Origin of the sequence: Lysinibacillus sp. NPDC048646, assembly GCF_050272295.1 — a bacterium.
Taxonomy (GTDB): Bacteria; Bacillota; Bacilli; order Bacillales_A; family Planococcaceae; genus Lysinibacillus.
The window spans coordinates 77,462-93,941 of the sequence record NZ_JBNNLZ010000019.1; the positions used below are offsets into that span (position 1 = coordinate 77,462).

The following is a 16,480-nucleotide window of genomic DNA, read 5'->3' on the forward strand; positions in this document are numbered from 1 at the left end:
CACATAAAGACAAAATTAATCTACAAATTCTTGTAGAATCAACTCTGGCTTTTTGTGTTGATCTTTCGTAAAACGAATATTCAATGAAAGTCTCCGTTAGTTGAACAACTTTTTGATTACTCTCCCAGTTGAACTAAATATCTTATCTCTATTCCGTTATTTTCTACTATAAGAATATCTCTTCTTTCTTTTGGTGCGATAATTTTAGTTCCCAGAGGTAAATCACTTGCCATACCTTCTTCAATTTCCCCAATTATCTCACCTTTTGTTAATTCAACTGTCTCTACCCAATCAATTCCTCTTACATAAACGTCATCATTGAGTACAAAATAGTCTGCTTCAGGATTTTTCTTCAGCACTTGTTTTTTAGTCAAATAGCCTGGTGTTTCTTCACCTGGAGAACCAGTACAACCTGCCAATAGTAAAATGAAAATTATAACTGCGAACATTTTAATTAAATACTTCATATTTCCCCCTAATTGTTTAGGTTTTTAAATTAGAGTCTTATTCAACTAAACTCCTTCGTGAGTACAATCAAACATTTAATCTCATTGCATTAAGCTGTTTTCTCAATGATTGGTGCTTTTACAGTTTTGTGATAAAAAACAGTGATGATTCTATAAAAAAATGTGGGATCATACCTGTTTTGATTTGAGTATTTCGTGAATCGAATATTCAACGAAAGCCTCCTAGTTTAACAATAATAAATATTAAATATCACTGAATTAAGACATTCCCTACATATTGAGCAGATCCGCTTGCACTTATAAATTCAACTATTAAAACATATCTCCCTTTGTTCGTTGGGAATCGAAATTCACTTAAATCATTCATGTCGAGTTTGGTGCGATGTTCATCTTTCAGAAGAGCAACGATTATTTGGGTTTCGGGATCTGTCCAAATATCTCCACCATTTTCTTCGTTTTCTTCAAAATCTACAGTAGCTTTTTCATTCGCAAAAATCTTTATTTCATTTTGTGATAATCCGAATTTCTGAATATCATCGATTGTTTGATGTACATCTTCACTCGATGCACCCCAATTGATATTTGCTTCGGTTAATTGTACAGATGGCGTAAAGCTTTCAACATGTAAATGAGCAGTTGGCACACCAACATCATAATCTTCTGCTAAGCATCCTGTCAGGATAAAAACTAAGAACATCCCTGTAAATAACTTCATTTCACACCCCACTTTTTAGTTCCATCAGTCCATCATTAAAGATTATTTATATACTTTCTTTAGTATAGTGCAAAAAAACGAATGCAGTGAATAATTCGCAATGCTAAATGACACATTACATATAGGAGGTGGAAGAATATTGTCTAGAATAATTGGTGTTGAGCAATCATTATCAAATGTTGAAGAAGCATTAAAAGCACAAGGATATGAAGTGCTACAGCTTCGCCATGAAGAGGATGCAAAAAAATGTGATGCCTGTGTAATCACAGGACAAGATAAAAATGTAATGGGCATTAGCGATCCTGTAATGGCAGGACCTGTCATTGATGCGAATGGTCTTTCGGCTGACGAAGTTATTCAGCGTGTAGAGAAATTTTTTAACTAAATGATGAACAAAATGCTATCTGCGGAGTCTTTTTTGACTTCAAGGGTAGCATTTTTTGATGTGTATAGCAGGTTTGATCACAATGATTCCATGAGGGCATAGTACTAAACCTGTTGACCATAATTATTTATGTACCTATCTCATTCCTAGGGCAAAATTTCACAAATAAGAGAAAATAGATTATACTGGACTAACTAACGTATTAAAAGGGGGAATTTCCTATGACCGAGAATCAACAATCCGAAGCACCAAAAAAGAAGATCAGCCTGCAAGAGGCAGTAAAGAAGCAGCTTGAAAACAAAAAGAACCAGTCTTCTGCTAATAAAGGCAAACAGAATGCTGACCTTTCAACAAAAAAAATGAAAAGCCAGCAAGCGAAAAAAACTAGCAATACTCGTAGAAAAATGGGTGTTTAATGAATGGAAAAATCGGGCATCCATCCCCGTGCTTTTAGTTAGCTAACAGATGGTCAGGAAATGCACTCTAAAAGAAATGAAAAAGCATTCATAGGGCAGGGGGGCAGTCCCCAGTCTACGAATGCTTTTTTAATTTTTGTTTTCAATACATAATTTGTGTCACGAACCTGCGTCGATAGAACAATAAGTTCAACCAAAAAAGCGTTAAGCCTTATTTGTGACGAAGCAAGGTTAAGGGCATCTTCAGTTAATTACGTTGCGCTGCTAAAAATACTTCTTGGGCTGCGCGCACGCCCGCACCTGGCTCAAAGCTGTAAGAAAAGTCTTGCAACGCAGCTTCCATTAAAGAAATAGCCTGTAAAACATCGCTAGGGAAGCAATAGCCCATATGCCCGAATCTGAAAATTTGGCCTTGTAAATGACCAAGTCCGCCAGCAAAATCTAGATGATATTGTTGTTTTAGATGCGTTAAGAAATCACCTAGTGCAATTCCTTCTGGCGCCATGATGGCTGTAATCGTTGGTGATGCATATTCGTCAGCCGTTAAAAGTCCGATATGAAGTGCTTTCATTGCACTGCGCACCATATCTTTCATCAGCGCATGACGTGCAACGGTTTTGGCAAAGCCTCCTTCTGCCTCAATGAGTTTGCAAACCTCATGTAGTCCATAAATGAGCGTAATCGCAGGGGTATTCGGTGTCATGCCTTTTTGTGCCCAACTACGATAGCTTGCTAAATTTAAGTAATAAGAAGGTGCTTTATTTTCTTCAATCACTTGCCATGCTCTTTCGCTCACACTAACAAGAGAAAGACCAGGCGGTAGCATCATCGCCTTTTGTGAGCCAGTAACGAGAATATCAACGCCCCATGCATCCATTTCAGCGGGTGCTCCGCCAATGCAACTAACGCCGTCCACAATCAATAGCGCATCACTTTCTTCGCGTACAACCTGTGCCAATTCAGCAATTGGGTTTAAAATACCGGTTGACGTTTCATTGTACGTGACAAAAATAGCTTTAATATTTTGTAACGGCTGTAAAAATTGTCGTAACTCCTCAGCCGCACACGCTTGCCCCCATTGTTTTTCAAGCTTATGTACGTTAAAGCCATATTTTTCGCAAATCGAAACGAAGTAGTCGCCAAAAGCCCCAACAGTAATGACAACAACATCTTCTCCAGCAGAAACGGTATTGACTGCCGCAGCTTCTAATGCGGCTGTACCGCCTGAAGGCAGTAGTAAAATTTCTTGCTGTGTCCCAAAAATCGGCTTAACAAGTTCAATTGTTTCGCGGTATAGCTCGACAAATTCATTGCTTCGATGGCTGAAGATATCCCGATTCATGGCAAGTTGAACTTTTTTTGGAATAGGTGTTGGCCCTGGATGTCTTAAAATATTTTCATACATAATTACGGATCCCCTTTGTTTATGAAATTCAAAATTTTCTAACTATAATATAACATATTTATCCTGCGAGCTAACTTCTTTTTCAAAAATGGAGAAGAAAACTAGAGAATGTGAAAATGAATAACGCTAGCTTCTCTAAAATTTCAAGTTTGGTCAAAAAATAAATTGAAATACAAGATTATCTAGGGGAATAGGACTTGATGAAAATTTTTAAATGGAAGGACTATGAATTACAGCAAAATGACAATTGGATGCATTTCATCATGAAGAAAAAAATCTCTTGAGGGGTGGGTATTTAATTTAGAGCAAGAAGAACTGTACAAAGTGGTAGAAATCATTAATGGTGCATCGTTCTATATACCCTGAAGTAACAAAACAAATACTACTATGCTGACGGTTCATGTCGTTTGTTCTAAATCTAAAGAAGGTTCAATGAGGGGAGCGCTTGAACCACCAAAAATTTGATCGGATTTCCTGATTTCTTCTCCATCACCCATTGAGGAAGCTAGAGGAGAAAAAAGGGTAAGCATTCCGAAATACTTGGTATTTGAATACAAAATGACGAGCAGGATGTTAATCCCAATAAGTTGTAATTAGGCTTTGAACGGACGATTCATATGTATTAAGCCATAAATCATAAAGAATAAACCACCTGTGATAATCGACAAAATGATATAGAGTATGGCTTTGCCTGTATCACCTGACCAACGATATAGTAAACGAAATGAGTAATAAATAACATACCCAACTGTTATGAGAAAAGTAAGATAGCAAATTATTGGGATTAATGAGAATGTAACAATAAATAATCCCATAAAAATGAGTGTAGTCTTTTTCGCAGCTGCACGACCAGCACTATCATCATCACCATTTGCGGTCAATAGAGAAAGGTTATAAAAATTAATAAGGGGAATCCAAGCAATATAAGCAACATCGCTAAAGCCATTCGTTTTGGACGTCATAAAATATATCAGTGAAATAAAAATATAATCGATGATAATAGGCAATACAAGGCTCGAAAAAAAATAATTACCATAATATTAGCAAAGAATTCATCATTATAATAACTCATCAAAAAACCTCCTTTTCTTGAAATCTACTTTAATAATAGCAATTAGTAGAACTTTAAATCTATACAATTTTTTTTGAGCATATTTTAAAGAAATCCATATGGGCTGTATTCACCTCATCAAAGACTTTTAAAAAAATTAAATAATAATAAATAACCAGATGTTTTAATATAAACTGGTATATCATGAAAGGGGCTATAACAATCGTTGCTATTTTTAGAGAATTGTAAATAGTCAGAAAAATATCATAGTATTATAGAACTAGTATAGGCTATAATTATTTATGGGAAAATTTTCTGCACTAGGAGGGTTGAGGTTTACCTAGCAAAAATCGATAGCACTGGAAGTGGTTTTGTGGATAAAAGAAAAATTAAGAACACTTTAGCTGCAAGTATATTAACGTTGTCAATGCTTAGTAGTTCACTATTTGTTCCAGTAAAACAAGATGTAGTATTCGCTCAATCCAACAAGAATCCACAACAAGATACATCAATAAAGGGGGAAAGCATGGAACTGCATAACGAGTGGTACTATGATTTCTCAACAAATCAAATTGCAGTAAATCTAACATGGGATGTCGAGCATTCTTCAAAGGGGTATGAAATTTATAGAAGTACAACAGAAAAAGGAGAGTACGAGCTTCTCGCAATAGTAGAGGGAAAGTTTAGTGACAATTACCAAGATAATTCAATCCAAGCAGGAATAGAGTATTTTTATAAAATTGGGTATTACAAGAATAACAGCAAAAGCCCTCTATCTGAACCAGTCCCAACAGATTATACAAAGGACACGGATGGGGATGGGTTGTTCGATTATCAAGAACTAAGCCTTGGAACCAATATGCATGAAAAAGATACAGATAAAGATGGCTTAGAGGATAATTACGAGCTGCAGTTTACGTTAACTAATCCGACACTAAAAGATACTGATGGGAACGGTGTGAGTGACGGAGATGAGGATTTAGATGAAGATGGATTGACAAATCTACAAGAATTAGAGTTGGGAACAGACCCCAAAAATGCAGACAGTGACAGTGATGGATGGAATGATGGGCTAGAATTAGAGAGAGGTACAGACCCATTAAACGATGACACAGATGGTGATAAGGTGGTTGATGGCTTAGAGGAGGAACTAGGTTTTAATCCTCTTAACCCTGACACAGACGGCAATGGCATTCTTGATGGGGATGAAATGGTTGAAAAAGTAACAGAAGCAGGAAAGTTTGATAAGAATGAGGTTGTATCTCCTTCTGTAAAAATTCAATCAAAAGCTAGCATGGCTAATTCAACAACCATTACCAATATCGAAGGAACGGATGCATTCCTAGAGGGAGCACCTGTTATCGGTGCACCATTCGATTTTAATACAGATATTGAATTCGATGAAGCAGAAATAACATTCACGTATGATGCTTCAAAAATTGAGGGAGAATTTAAACCAGCTATTTTCTATTACAATGAAGATGCCATGCTGTTAGAAAAGCTTCCTAATCAAACTCATGATGCATCTTCTGAAAAAGTAACAGCGGTAGTAAATCATTTCAGTACATATTTACTTTTGAACGAAATTGCGTGGGATGAAGTATGGGAAAAGGAAATCAGTCTTCCTAGGGTAGATAATAATGGGAAAATTAAAAACATTGATATAGTATTTTCTATTGATTCTTCTGGAAGCATGGTTTGGAATGACCCGGGTGAATTAAGAAAAGAAGCAGCAAATAACTTTGTTGATAAGCTTACAGAGCAAGACAGAGCAGCCGTGGTTGACTTTGATAGCTATGCTGGCACAGTAGTCGCGTTAACAACTGACAAACAAAAAGTAAAGAATGCCATAGACAAGTCTGATAACAGTGGCGGAACAGATATATATAAAGCAGTAAATGAAGGCGTAAAAGAAATTGCCAATAATGGGCGTGATGAAAATGTCAAATATCTGATTATCTTAACGGATGGAGAGGGTAATTGGAATGATAGTGCTCTAGATTATGCCCGTGATAACGATGTAACTATATTTACCATCGGCTTGGGGAGCAGTGTGAATCAATCATTATTGGATAGAATAGCGACTAGCACGGGAGGTAAGTACTTTTATGCTAGTGATGCATGGAAGTTATATGGCGTATTTGATGATGTGGCTGAAGAAACATGCATAATTGACTCTGATGGAGACGGCCTCACAGATTGTATGGAAACAAGGGGGATGAGGCTAGGTAACGGTGAAATCATTTATACGAACAAGTATGTCAAAGATATAGATAATGATGGACTTGAAGACGGTCAAGAGATTCTGCCTCAATTTAACTCTCGTGGTGGCGGATACTACGTTATGAAATCCGACCCATGGAACCCGGACACAGACTATGACTACAAAAAAGATGGGGATGAGTCCGATAGCAACAGAAATAAATACAACTTTACAGAGCATCTATCTGTATTTATGAGTACATTGGCTTATGAGAATGTAGAAGGTTATCTTGGAAAAAACGGGATTGATTTATCGACTACACGTATTACCTCTATAACTGATACAATAAGAGACCTCGGAATAAACCAAGCACATCTTAAAGGGTGGAAGATTATCAATGCTAAAGATAGTGTGTTTACCGGATTTGGTGGATTAGCTCTTAAGAAAGGGAATATGGTTGTTTTTGCCTACAGGGGAACTGACGATATACTTGATGGTATTAATGATTTAGCTATATTATCATACAATAACAATTTCCAAGTTCCTATTGCAGATCGATTTGCAGGAGATACGCTAATTAATTTGGGGAATACTGACAAAACCAAGGTATTTGTGACAGGGCATTCTCTAGGAGGCTTCTTAGCACAAGTGGTGACACATGACATTATTGAAAACGAAGTATACAAACATTTCTTGAATGGTAGAAAGATAGACAAGGCTAAGGATATATTCGCAAGAAGTAATATCTTTGGACAGGCCTATACATTTAACGCAGCACCTTTCCTATATCCGTATACACCGGGATCAAAGTTAGTTTCAGTATTTACATCAGCTATTCCATTTGGTCGGATTAGCGATGATAAGTACAACCAATATATTACAAACTACAGCATTAAAGGGGACCCTTTGTCTGAAGCTGTTCCTCTATTTGCTGAACGTTTGGGAAAAGATCCTACACCTTATTTCGATAAGACGATTTTAAATAAGCATGCTCATTCTTTAGCCCAGTTCAATACGATTTTTTGGCAAGTTATCGTTATTTGGACTTAGCCAATCTAGCCAGTTCTTTCTTGATTTTTTGCGAAAAACCTTTGAAAATATGGGTAATTTCTTTTGAAAAAAATGAGGGAGGGGGTTGCTCCTCTCTTGTAATATTTTTACAGAGGTGATTTCATGTTCTATAAATTTATGATTTTTAACATAAAGCTATCCCCTGCATATATCATATTAGCGCTTGCATTAATATTTGAAATTGTACTTTTTGGTAGAGAGATTTATGTTTCGGATATAGTTATTGCTATAGCACAAATTGAATTTTTACTATCAATACCTAATATTGTATATATGATTCGCCATAGAAAAGAAAGTGGTAGCTTTTTAGCTTTTTTGGGTATGATACTAATCATCCCCCAGCCTTATATCTTAATTGCGATAGCTTTGTGGATTTTATATATATAAGTAATTTCACTAACGTTACACAATAATATAATCGTTAACAATCACTGCTAACTGCTTTTCCTGATTAAATTGCAGTTGCAGCTCATTTTTTTTAGGAGTGATTGAATGTTTTCTAAATTTATGATTTTTAATATAAAGCTATCCCCTGTATATATATTTTTTGCACTTTTGCTAATATTTGGAATTTTACTGTTTGGTGAGAAAGAGACGTATGTTTCGTTTATGGTTGGTATTATACCACAACTTGTATTTATTCTATTTATACCTAATGTTGTTTATATGATTCGCCATCGAAAAGAAAGTGGTAGCTTTTTAGCTTTATTGAGTATGATACTAATCATCCCACTACCTTTTATCTTAGTTGCAATAATTATGAGGATTTTATATTTATAAATAATTTCACTAGCGTTGCACAAAAATAATCAAGTTGATTTAACTGAGTAATCTTGAACTAAGCTTTGCCCTTTTATATACGTTAAGATTTGTTCAGTTGTTAGCTCAACATCTGTACTTAAAAAGCAACGCATTGGTTTCGGGTCTAGATCTTTGTCGTCTGTTTACCAACAAAGTAAGACCACACCAGTCACCAGTGGAAAGATCATTCAAAGCACCCTTGTAGCGGTACACGCGGCCCAATCGTCACGAGACGGGTGTTTTCTTTTTGAACATAAGTAGCGAATGATATTATCCCCTTTAAGTAGGAAATGTGAAAAAGGCTATAATTATAGTCAATTACATGTCTGGAGGGGGTTTTTCTATGAGTAGAAAAAATAAAGTCTATTCGACTGAATTTAAAATAAAAGTAGTACTCAATTGAAACAATGGGTAAAGACATTTCAAGCTGGTATGGTAAAATTTAGTTAGTAGGGGGTTGGTTGTGATGAAATCGAAAGTGAATCCTCCATTTATTTATTTTTTAATGGAGCCAAATATCGTTTTTGTTTATAAAATTGACACACAAAGATATTTGAATATATCGGATTTAAGTGAAGGTAAATGGGCGACGTTTGCATTAAATCATGGGGAGGAATGGGCAACGTTTCATCATGAAAAAAGCGAACCTCTTGAAGGGCAATCCTACTGGTTTGCTCAACAGGATTTGGTCAAAATAGTAGAAGAAATCAATACACAAATTCAGCATTATCGCCATGCTACATCCCATGAAGCGGCAGATGCTCGTATGCATGCGGTTCATATCGTTTCCTCCGAATCTGCAGCAGGCTCCATTCGAGTAGCCCTGGAACCGCGTAAACAGGTCATTGGGTTTCCAGACGCTTTTTCTATCGGGCCTTTGTGGAAGCTAGAAGAAGAAATAGGTCAAGCATACCGCCATGAATGGTTGTATGAAAATATTAACTACGAGCTAGATAATGATGACTATCAAGTTAAATTTAGCAATACATTGCTTGAAATAGAAGATATCCCTCATCAGCTTCCAATCTATATTTGGTATGGTGATAATGCGGATGAACAAATTGGGCTTCGTTTTTTTCTCTATTATTTACGACATAAAACAAATGAAATTTTTCTTATTAACACCACTGCGTGCAATGCAAATAATGGTACGCTTGACAATCAGCATTATTCCCATACAAGTCAAATGGAATCGACACATCTAAGAAGACTATTTGAAAAAAACACTGAAAAGAAACCATTAACCGATCGAGAACGTCTCGTACTACAGCAGGATTGGGAAGCATTGTCACAGTAAAAAGACGTCTTGCGCTTGTGGATGAATGAAGAAATAACAAGTGTCCCAGAACATCATTTCGATCCAGTCATCCTTTCGACAATAGAACAGTTGCATAGTGAGCAAGTAACCAAAGATTTCATTCAGACGGGTGAGGTCATTGGCGAACTTTTCACACAAATGAACGGGGCTGCTAATATATTCTTTTTAGAATATAGAATTAGGTATTTAGTCTATAGTGGCGTGCTTGCATTAAAAGGAATACCCAAGTCCATGAGGCATTACCAAATTCAACTACGCGTTTAAAGGAGATGTAATGATGGGGATTATTACATTTGGTGAAAAAGAAGAAGGGCAAGATTACATATGGAGACCTGCTGTTTATGGTGTAATGTTCGATAGTCAGAAAGAGAAAATAGCAGTTATCCAAACTGGCGATGGCCAGTATTTTCTTCCAGGCGGTGGAATAGAAACGAATGAGTCACACCAAGATTGTTTAAAAAGAGAAGCACTAGAAGAAATGGGAATGGCTATTGAAATAGGGCGTTTTCTAGGATGAGGTCGAAGATATTTTTATGCTACAAATGAAGATAAATATTTTCTAAGTGAAGGTTATTTCTATTTATGTGACATTGGTGAAATCATCAGTACACCAACAGAAGCAGACAACTACCTTAAATGGATTGAAGCCATGCAGGCAATCGGAAGCTTATTCCACGAACATCAAAGCTGGGCAGTAAATGAAGCATTAAGACAAGTAAAATGATTCAGCTGATATTTTTAAAAAATGAAAAGTCCTCTTTCAGTCTGCTTAGACGAAAGAGGATTTTTTGTATGCACGGGATGTGTGCAAGTAATTATGCATTGAACGGACGATTCATGCGCATTAAGCCGTAAATCGCAAAGAATAATCCACCTGTGATAAATGTCAAAATGATGTAAAGAACAGCTTTGCCCGTTTCACCTGTCCAACGATACAGTAAACGATACGAGTAATAAAGAACAAAACCAGCCATTACGATTGAAGCGATAATCCCGATTACTGGGATAAATGATACAATCAATAACCCGAAATAAATCAGTGTATACTTTTTCGCAATGGCACGAATAGTTGTGTCATCATCACTATTTGCAGTTAATAAGAACAGACTATAAATATTCACTAACGGAATCCAAGCAATATAAGCAACATCGCTAAAGCCATTTGTTTTAGACGTCGTATAATAAATCAGTGCACTTACGAAATAACCAATAATAGCTAAGACAATACCCACTAAAATGGCAATAATCAGCAAACCACCAAAGACTGCATCATAATCACTATAATAAGAATCATAACTCATTAAAAAACCTCCCTCTCTTGAAAATGCTTTCTTATCATAACAAATACTAGAATATTAAAGCTATGCCATTTATTATGTAATTTTTAGCGGTATTCCCAGAAGTACACTGGAAATATTTAGCGAATACTAAAGTATCTTATGAACGAAACTATTGGCTGATGAATTGGAAATTTGATAAAAAAAACTCTTCACCATAACTTGTGGTTGCCTTCCGCTCTGCCAGTGTGCTTTCTTGGGGGCGCCCGATGAGCCGCTTCACTCGCGTTGCTCGCTTCAGGGTCTCATCTTGGGCGCTTAATCCCCTAAGAGTCACACTGGCGCGCTCCAGCAAACTTATATTACATTTTAAAATGTCAACCAGATCTTTTTGGTGATGAACCATAAAAAATACAATTATGTTAGAAAATGTTGGTATACTTATATAAAAGAAACATCGACAAAGGATATGCCAGTTGACAAAACAATAGTACAAATGTTGATGTTAAAAGAAATTATTGTGGATGGTTTTAGTACTTGTAGCCATCTAGGAGAATCTTAGCAGAAATGTCGCTATTACTAGGGGTGAGGGTTTGATTTTATTCGGGTTATTATTAGTATGTATAATGGTCGCGGTAGCTTTTTATTTAAAACGACGAAATTTTAGAAAAAGTATTTATTATGAAATGACACATCATAATTTGTTGCCGGTTATGCTCAATAAAGGCATTTATGGCGAGTATTTAACATCACGAATCATCGAAAAGCATGCACTGAAAAGTCATAAGCAATTAGTCAATGTCTATGTACCAAAAAGAAAGTCTCAGGACATGACGGAGCTCGATTTACTTTATATAGATCGAACGGGACTTTATGTGATTGAATCGAAAAACTGTGGATTTTCGCAAGGGATTTATTTAATCGAGGTGAAGGAATGAAGAAGCGGAGATGATTGTTATATTCGCAAAGAGTTTGCGGCTTATCATTATTAAAAATGTTCATACTTGTGTGTTTTTTGTATGCATATGTTAAAATTAACATAGAATGAAAAAAGACTGAGTGCTGTAACACTCAGTCAATTTAGCTGACATACCGCTTGAAGTGCGGTTGGCCAGTAATAAGAATGTTTAACTCAAAGAGTAACCACCCTGCTTACATGCCGTTAGCGGAGGTTGGTTACTTCTTTTTATTGGAAGCTGAAAGCATAGCAGAATTAAAATATATGGTGGATGATTATATGGAGTACTACAACAATACAAGAAAGCAATGGACATTAAAAAAAATGACTCCGGCAGCATATACCGAAGTCATTTAATCGCTGTTTAATGTAGCGAATGGTCTTTTTATTAAACTGTCTACTTTATAGGGTTCAGTTCAAGATTGATCAAAATGGATTCTTTTTCAGCAGATTAGGTTAGATTTTAAAAAAGTTTGATCATTTTCATGTTGTTCCTCAATCGCGCCTGATTGTGGAAGATCTTTAATCTACAGGAACTTTTGTAATTAAGTCTTTACATCAATTTTGAAATAAACATTGTTGCAATTCCAAAGTAAATAAGTAATGATAGGATATCATTTAGAGTTGTAATTAGTGGACCAGATGCCACTGCTGGATCGATTTTAAATTTATATAAGATTAACGGAATAATGGTCCCAGCTAAAGTCCCAATAATTAGAGTCACAACTAATGAACTTCCAACAACTAAACCTAGAACCGGATTTCCTTGCCAAATATAGGCTATAATCGAGATTAATATGCCACAGGTAATGCCTATAATCAATCCAACTTTAAGTTCTCTAATAATAAGTTTAAAAACTACTCCTTTATTAGTATCGGTAGTAATTAGACCTCTTACAACAACAGCTAATGATTGAGTACCCGTATTTCCAGTCATCCCAGCAATCATAGGCATAAAGAAGGCAAGTGCGACAACTTTGGATAATGTTTCCTCAAAACCACTAATAATGGTTCCTGAAACTAATCCGATAAATAAAAGTAAAATAAGCCAGGGAAGTCGGCGATACGCAGCCACGTGTGCCTTCGTGTCAAAATCAATGGCTTTACCAGATGCCGAAAGTTTTTCAATATCTTCGTTTGCTTCTTTGATAACAACGTCAATAATATCGTCAACTGTTACAATTCCTACTAATTCATTATTTTTTTCAACAACAGGAACTGATAAAAAATCATAACGCTCTATTACACGAGCTACTTCTTCTTGATCCGTTTCAGCAGAAACGGAGATCACTCTGCTATACATAATATCCTGAATCTTTTCAAATTCATCACTTATTATTAAATCTCGATAGGATACAACACCTACTAATTTTTTATCATTATCAATTACATATAAATAGTTAATCGTTTCTGAAAATTCTGCGAATATTTTAAGTTTATCAACTGATTCTCGAATAGTATAGTGTTGAGGAATCCACACAAAACGGTTTGTCATGATTCGTCCTGCCGTTTCAGGAGGATAATTCATGATATTTTGAACAATTTTTGATTCTTCTTGCTTCATACCTGAAAGAAGTTCTTCAATTTTATCAGGAGATAGGTTTTCTAATAATGAAGCTAAATCATCATTATCCATTAAATCCATTACCTGTCCTGATTTTTCGATTCCTAATTTATTAAGAACTTTTAATTGATGTACTTTTTCAAGCTCTTGAATGAGTTCAGCGATTTGTTCAGGCGTAAGAAACAATAAGAAACGTGTATGATGTTTTTTTGGTAACCCCTCAAAAATTCGTGCAATATCATAAGGCTGAAGTTCCTTTAATATTGCTTGGAATTCTTTCTGTTTTCCTTCTTTTAATGCCTTAATAATTTGAAGCGTTAGTTGGTCTTTTGGCATGTTTTTAATCATTTTAACAACCACTCCTTCATTGAGGAACAAAAGAATACTCCCCCAACGATAAAACAATCGTTAAGAAAGATAATTTAAGATTCCTCATGGATATTCTGTGTATTTAGTTCGTTTTTATAATATTTCGAGTCTGGTTCTGAATAGTTATCCATTTTCCTCACCTCACAAAAAAATAAAACACCTTCATAACGAATGAAGGTGTTTACACAGTACTATATACGTACATTGATTGCACAACAAATAAATTGTAGCAAATCTACTCCTCCATTCGTAGAGCTTTAGCACTGTGTGGCATAGGACAAAGCCAGCTACATTAAAAACCACCTTATGTCGATGGTTTCTGTTGACCCATTGGCGTCTTTCGACATTTCTGGGCAGTAGCATATCTCCTACACAGGAGCCTCACCTAACGAGGATATTTAATTTACAAGTTCACTCTAAAAGAATATCTTTTAAAAGTCAATGTTTTTTTAAAAAACTTTATATTGACTCTTCCTCAAGTAACCTGCTAATTAAGTGCATTTTGATTCACTTTTTTTATAATGCTGTCTGTCTCCTATTCAAGAATATGGCCCGTTTATTGAACAAGAACAAATCCTTATATCACTGGATTTTTGATCAATCTTTTTTACAAAATGAACGACTGCTTAAAAATTGATTGTCATTATCTACATGCAATAAGGTCACACGTTCCATCATCTAAATTTAAAGGCTTCAACGTTGAGATCGGCGTCGCGGTTGTGGGATTTGAATTGCTTCGCGAAGCGTTTCACCATTTTTTTAGGACCACACATAAAGATGCTGGTATCGGCGGGCACCGTATAATTTTCAAAGGAAAGCCTGTCCATTTGCGTGGTATCAATAAAGTTCACTTTGAAATGTGGATTATTTTTTGCAAAGTCATGTAAAAAATCTTTATGCATCGCATCGTCCTGACCGCGATAGGTATAAAATAATTCAATATCTTGATTCGAGGGCGTCGATTTTAAATACGATAAAAAGGGGGTAATGCCGACTCCTCCCGCTACCCAAAGTTGCTGTTGATTGCCAGCCTCAAAGTTTAGATGACCATAGGGACCTTCAATAGCTACAGATGTGTTCAATTGAATCCGTGCATTCACTTTTTGTGTAAAATCGCCAAGAGCCTTAATCGTGACAAATATTTTTTGCCCATCCCCACCTGAAATGGAGAAGGGATGAGGTGCTTTCTCTAAGCCTTCTTGAAATATTTTTAAAAAGATGAATTGACCATTGCGATAAGGTAGTTTTTTATCGAGTGTCAATTCTAATTCAACGGCGCTTGAAGCAATTTTTCGGATGCCAGTAATTTTCCCTGTGTGCTTAAATCGCATGTCCTGATACATCGTGAGCATGTATAGGGCAGACATGAATCCGATAGTTGCAGTAATTGCGGTAAAAATGCCTAAAGGCGTTGGCTGCAATAAATCATAGCGACTGGAAAAATAAGCGTGATAGAGACCGAATGCATAAGGGATGAGTAATAACCGATGGATGATGCGCCAGTGCTCATATTTCAGAAATTTGGCAAAGAGTGCCATCAAAATAAGTGCGATAAAGCCATTTTGTGCGAGTTCTCCAAAATCTTTGGCCAAATCGGTGAGGTGAGTTTCTCTCACTTCATCCCAGTCAGGTACCATATCTTGTAATTGCCCATGTAAAATCACTAACCCCAAAGAAAGAATAGCCAGATACTTATGGTAAACATAGACATGCTCTAAACCGTGGAACCAGCGTTCGATGAATTTAATTCTTGTAGATAATAAAAATACTAAAAAGAATCCAGTAATGGCCAAGCCTGCAATCATATGGCTGAACTTATTAATGACAGAAATTGTCTCATTAGGCGTCGCAAAATACCATAGTAAAGCGCTACTACACATAATAATTATAATAAATAACATGCCTTTAAAAGATTTCATAATAACCTCCATTATTAATTATTATCGTTTGCCCTACTAGGTATACAATAAGTACCTGATTTGTTTCTGATATTTTACGTTTGCCTGTTTAGTTTTGTTAGAATTTTTTTGCGTTCGGCTTCAAAATCGACAGGAACTGCATTTTCCACAGGTGTGTGTCCAATGTGACGCTTCTGGAACCAATGTGGAATGATTTCAGTGCGCTTTTGTGGAAGTAGTGCTTGCTGTTTTGTGTGAAACGATTGCTTATAGATCGCCGCATCTGCCACTGTTTGCAGCTGTTTCTGCTGCCAATCCCTTAACACTGATGTAACATAGCCCCATTTCGGCACATTGTTGTCGATGGCCGTTTTCATGGCGAATATGACTAAATCCTCACTTAATTCATTTTTCCAAAAACCGATTTTTTCAGTGACATAGGGGTTTAAAGGGCCAAAGCCATTGTCAACATAAAACTGTTCGGCTATGATCTGACCCAAAAAAGTTAGACAAATAATTTAAGCAGCTTCTAAGATCTGAGTCCGGTATTGTACCGGACTCAGATCTTTTAATTTTGCCTTC

The 16,480-nt window shown here is 36.0% G+C and carries 17 protein-coding genes, 1 pseudogene and 1 riboswitch; of the genes and pseudogenes, 10 read left to right on the forward strand and 8 right to left on the reverse strand.

Features of this window, described 5'->3' with window-relative positions:
* Positions 1–116 precede the first annotated feature (116 nt).
* Together ACQKII_RS18055 and ACQKII_RS18060 are read right to left on the reverse strand one after the other, a co-directional pair.
* Entirely contained in the window at positions 117–467 is a 351-nt protein-coding gene (locus tag ACQKII_RS18055; protein WP_427461585.1) for a hypothetical protein, read from the reverse strand.
* Between the two features lie 250 nt (positions 468–717).
* A complete protein-coding gene (locus ACQKII_RS18060) occupies positions 718–1,182 on the reverse strand; it encodes a hypothetical protein (protein WP_427461587.1) in 465 nt (154 codons plus the stop codon).
* A 139-nt stretch (positions 1,183–1,321) separates the two neighbouring features.
* Between ACQKII_RS18060 and ACQKII_RS18065 the strand changes: the two genes are divergently transcribed.
* Positions 1,322–1,567, forward strand: a complete 246-nt coding sequence (locus ACQKII_RS18065; protein ID WP_427461589.1) for a YkuS family protein — start codon at positions 1,322–1,324, stop codon at positions 1,565–1,567.
* Between the two features lie 221 nt (positions 1,568–1,788).
* Positions 1,789–1,983: a hypothetical protein gene (locus ACQKII_RS18070; protein ID WP_143998217.1), complete on the forward strand. Its 195-nt coding sequence runs from the start codon at positions 1,789–1,791 to the stop codon at positions 1,981–1,983.
* 247 nt (positions 1,984–2,230) lie between these two features.
* Here ACQKII_RS18070 and ACQKII_RS18075 read toward each other — a convergent pair whose 3' ends face one another.
* Both ACQKII_RS18075 and ACQKII_RS18080 read right to left on the reverse strand, forming a co-directional pair.
* On the reverse strand, positions 2,231–3,388 hold the full coding sequence (locus tag ACQKII_RS18075) for a pyridoxal-phosphate-dependent aminotransferase family protein (RefSeq protein WP_427461591.1): 1,158 nt from the start codon (positions 3,386–3,388) through the stop codon (positions 2,231–2,233).
* A gap of 593 nt (positions 3,389–3,981) precedes the next feature.
* Positions 3,982–4,395 (reverse strand): hypothetical protein, encoded by a 414-nt coding sequence (locus ACQKII_RS18080; RefSeq protein WP_427461593.1) that lies wholly within the window; start codon positions 4,393–4,395, stop codon positions 3,982–3,984.
* 417 nt (positions 4,396–4,812) lie between these two features.
* On the opposite strand from ACQKII_RS18080, the gene ACQKII_RS18085 reads away from it, so the two are divergent.
* The 6 genes from ACQKII_RS18085 to ACQKII_RS18110 all read left to right on the forward strand — a co-directional run bounded on the left by ACQKII_RS18085 (position 4,813) and on the right by ACQKII_RS18110 (position 10,349).
* The gene (locus ACQKII_RS18085; protein WP_427461595.1) at positions 4,813–7,692 is read left to right on the forward strand and encodes a VWA domain-containing protein; all 2,880 of its coding nucleotides are present in this window, start codon (positions 4,813–4,815) and stop codon (positions 7,690–7,692) included.
* Positions 7,693–7,815: 123 nt separating this feature from the next.
* Positions 7,816–8,100 (forward strand): hypothetical protein, encoded by a 285-nt coding sequence (locus ACQKII_RS18090; protein ID WP_427461597.1) that lies wholly within the window; start codon positions 7,816–7,818, stop codon positions 8,098–8,100.
* Between the two features lie 105 nt (positions 8,101–8,205).
* Positions 8,206–8,493 (forward strand): hypothetical protein, encoded by a 288-nt coding sequence (locus ACQKII_RS18095; protein ID WP_427461599.1) that lies wholly within the window; start codon positions 8,206–8,208, stop codon positions 8,491–8,493.
* 487 nt (positions 8,494–8,980) lie between these two features.
* On the forward strand, positions 8,981–9,811 hold the full coding sequence (locus ACQKII_RS18100) for a DUF1835 domain-containing protein (protein WP_427461617.1): 831 nt from the start codon (positions 8,981–8,983) through the stop codon (positions 9,809–9,811).
* Positions 9,812–9,826: 15 nt separating this feature from the next.
* Positions 9,827–10,096, forward strand: coding sequence for a DUF3658 domain-containing protein (locus ACQKII_RS18105; protein WP_427461601.1), 270 nt, complete (start codon positions 9,827–9,829; stop codon positions 10,094–10,096).
* A gap of 13 nt (positions 10,097–10,109) precedes the next feature.
* Positions 10,110–10,349, forward strand: a complete 240-nt coding sequence (locus ACQKII_RS18110; protein ID WP_427461603.1) for an NUDIX domain-containing protein — start codon at positions 10,110–10,112, stop codon at positions 10,347–10,349.
* Between the two features lie 298 nt (positions 10,350–10,647).
* Here the strand turns inward: ACQKII_RS18110 and ACQKII_RS18115 are convergent, their stop codons facing one another.
* Positions 10,648–11,133, reverse strand: coding sequence for a hypothetical protein (locus ACQKII_RS18115; protein ID WP_427461605.1), 486 nt, complete (start codon positions 11,131–11,133; stop codon positions 10,648–10,650).
* A 569-nt stretch (positions 11,134–11,702) separates the two neighbouring features.
* Between ACQKII_RS18115 and ACQKII_RS18120 the strand changes: the two genes are divergently transcribed.
* Positions 11,703–12,047 carry a nuclease-related domain-containing protein gene (locus ACQKII_RS18120; RefSeq protein WP_427461607.1) on the forward strand — a complete coding sequence of 115 codons (345 nt, stop codon included), beginning with the start codon at positions 11,703–11,705 and terminating at the stop codon, positions 12,045–12,047.
* Positions 12,048–12,301: 254 nt separating this feature from the next.
* Positions 12,302–12,435, forward strand: a pseudogene (locus tag ACQKII_RS18125) (IS3 family transposase); the annotation flags it as partial.
* A 185-nt stretch (positions 12,436–12,620) separates the two neighbouring features.
* Here ACQKII_RS18125 and mgtE read toward each other — a convergent pair.
* From mgtE to ACQKII_RS18140, 3 genes are all read right to left on the reverse strand, one after another.
* A complete protein-coding gene (gene mgtE, locus ACQKII_RS18130; RefSeq protein WP_427461609.1) occupies positions 12,621–13,979 on the reverse strand; it encodes a magnesium transporter in 1,359 nt (452 codons plus the stop codon).
* A 255-nt stretch (positions 13,980–14,234) separates the two neighbouring features.
* Positions 14,235–14,400: riboswitch (M-box (ykoK) riboswitch) on the reverse strand.
* A 274-nt stretch (positions 14,401–14,674) separates the two neighbouring features.
* Positions 14,675–15,919: a ferredoxin reductase family protein gene (locus ACQKII_RS18135; protein ID WP_427461611.1), complete on the reverse strand. Its 1,245-nt coding sequence runs from the start codon at positions 15,917–15,919 to the stop codon at positions 14,675–14,677.
* A 74-nt stretch (positions 15,920–15,993) separates the two neighbouring features.
* Positions 15,994–16,398, reverse strand: a complete 405-nt coding sequence (locus tag ACQKII_RS18140; RefSeq protein WP_427461613.1) for a DnaD domain-containing protein — start codon at positions 16,396–16,398, stop codon at positions 15,994–15,996.
* Positions 16,399–16,480: the final 82 nt, after the last annotated feature.

Bases quoted from the DNA above. Each gene is read 5' to 3' on its own strand.
- ACQKII_RS18055 (WP_427461585.1), bottom strand. From the start codon at position 467: ATGAAGTATTTAATTAAAATGTTCGCAGTTATAATTTTCATTTTACTA.
- ACQKII_RS18060 (WP_427461587.1), bottom strand. From the start codon at position 1,182: ATGAAGTTATTTACAGGGATGTTCTTAGTTTTTATCCTGACAGGATGC.
- ACQKII_RS18070 (WP_143998217.1), top strand. From the start codon at position 1,789: ATGACCGAGAATCAACAATCCGAAGCACCAAAAAAGAAGATCAGCCTG.
- ACQKII_RS18075 (WP_427461591.1), bottom strand. From the start codon at position 3,388: ATGTATGAAAATATTTTAAGACATCCAGGGCCAACACCTATTCCAAAA.
- ACQKII_RS18090 (WP_427461597.1), top strand. From the start codon at position 7,816: ATGTTCTATAAATTTATGATTTTTAACATAAAGCTATCCCCTGCATAT.
- ACQKII_RS18095 (WP_427461599.1), top strand. From the start codon at position 8,206: ATGTTTTCTAAATTTATGATTTTTAATATAAAGCTATCCCCTGTATAT.
- ACQKII_RS18100 (WP_427461617.1), top strand. From the start codon at position 8,981: ATGAAATCGAAAGTGAATCCTCCATTTATTTATTTTTTAATGGAGCCA.
- ACQKII_RS18110 (WP_427461603.1), top strand. From the start codon at position 10,110: ATGGGGATTATTACATTTGGTGAAAAAGAAGAAGGGCAAGATTACATA.
- ACQKII_RS18115 (WP_427461605.1), bottom strand. From the start codon at position 11,133: ATGAGTTATGATTCTTATTATAGTGATTATGATGCAGTCTTTGGTGGT.
- mgtE (WP_427461609.1), bottom strand. From the start codon at position 13,979: ATGATTAAAAACATGCCAAAAGACCAACTAACGCTTCAAATTATTAAG.
- ACQKII_RS18135 (WP_427461611.1), bottom strand. From the start codon at position 15,919: ATGAAATCTTTTAAAGGCATGTTATTTATTATAATTATTATGTGTAGT.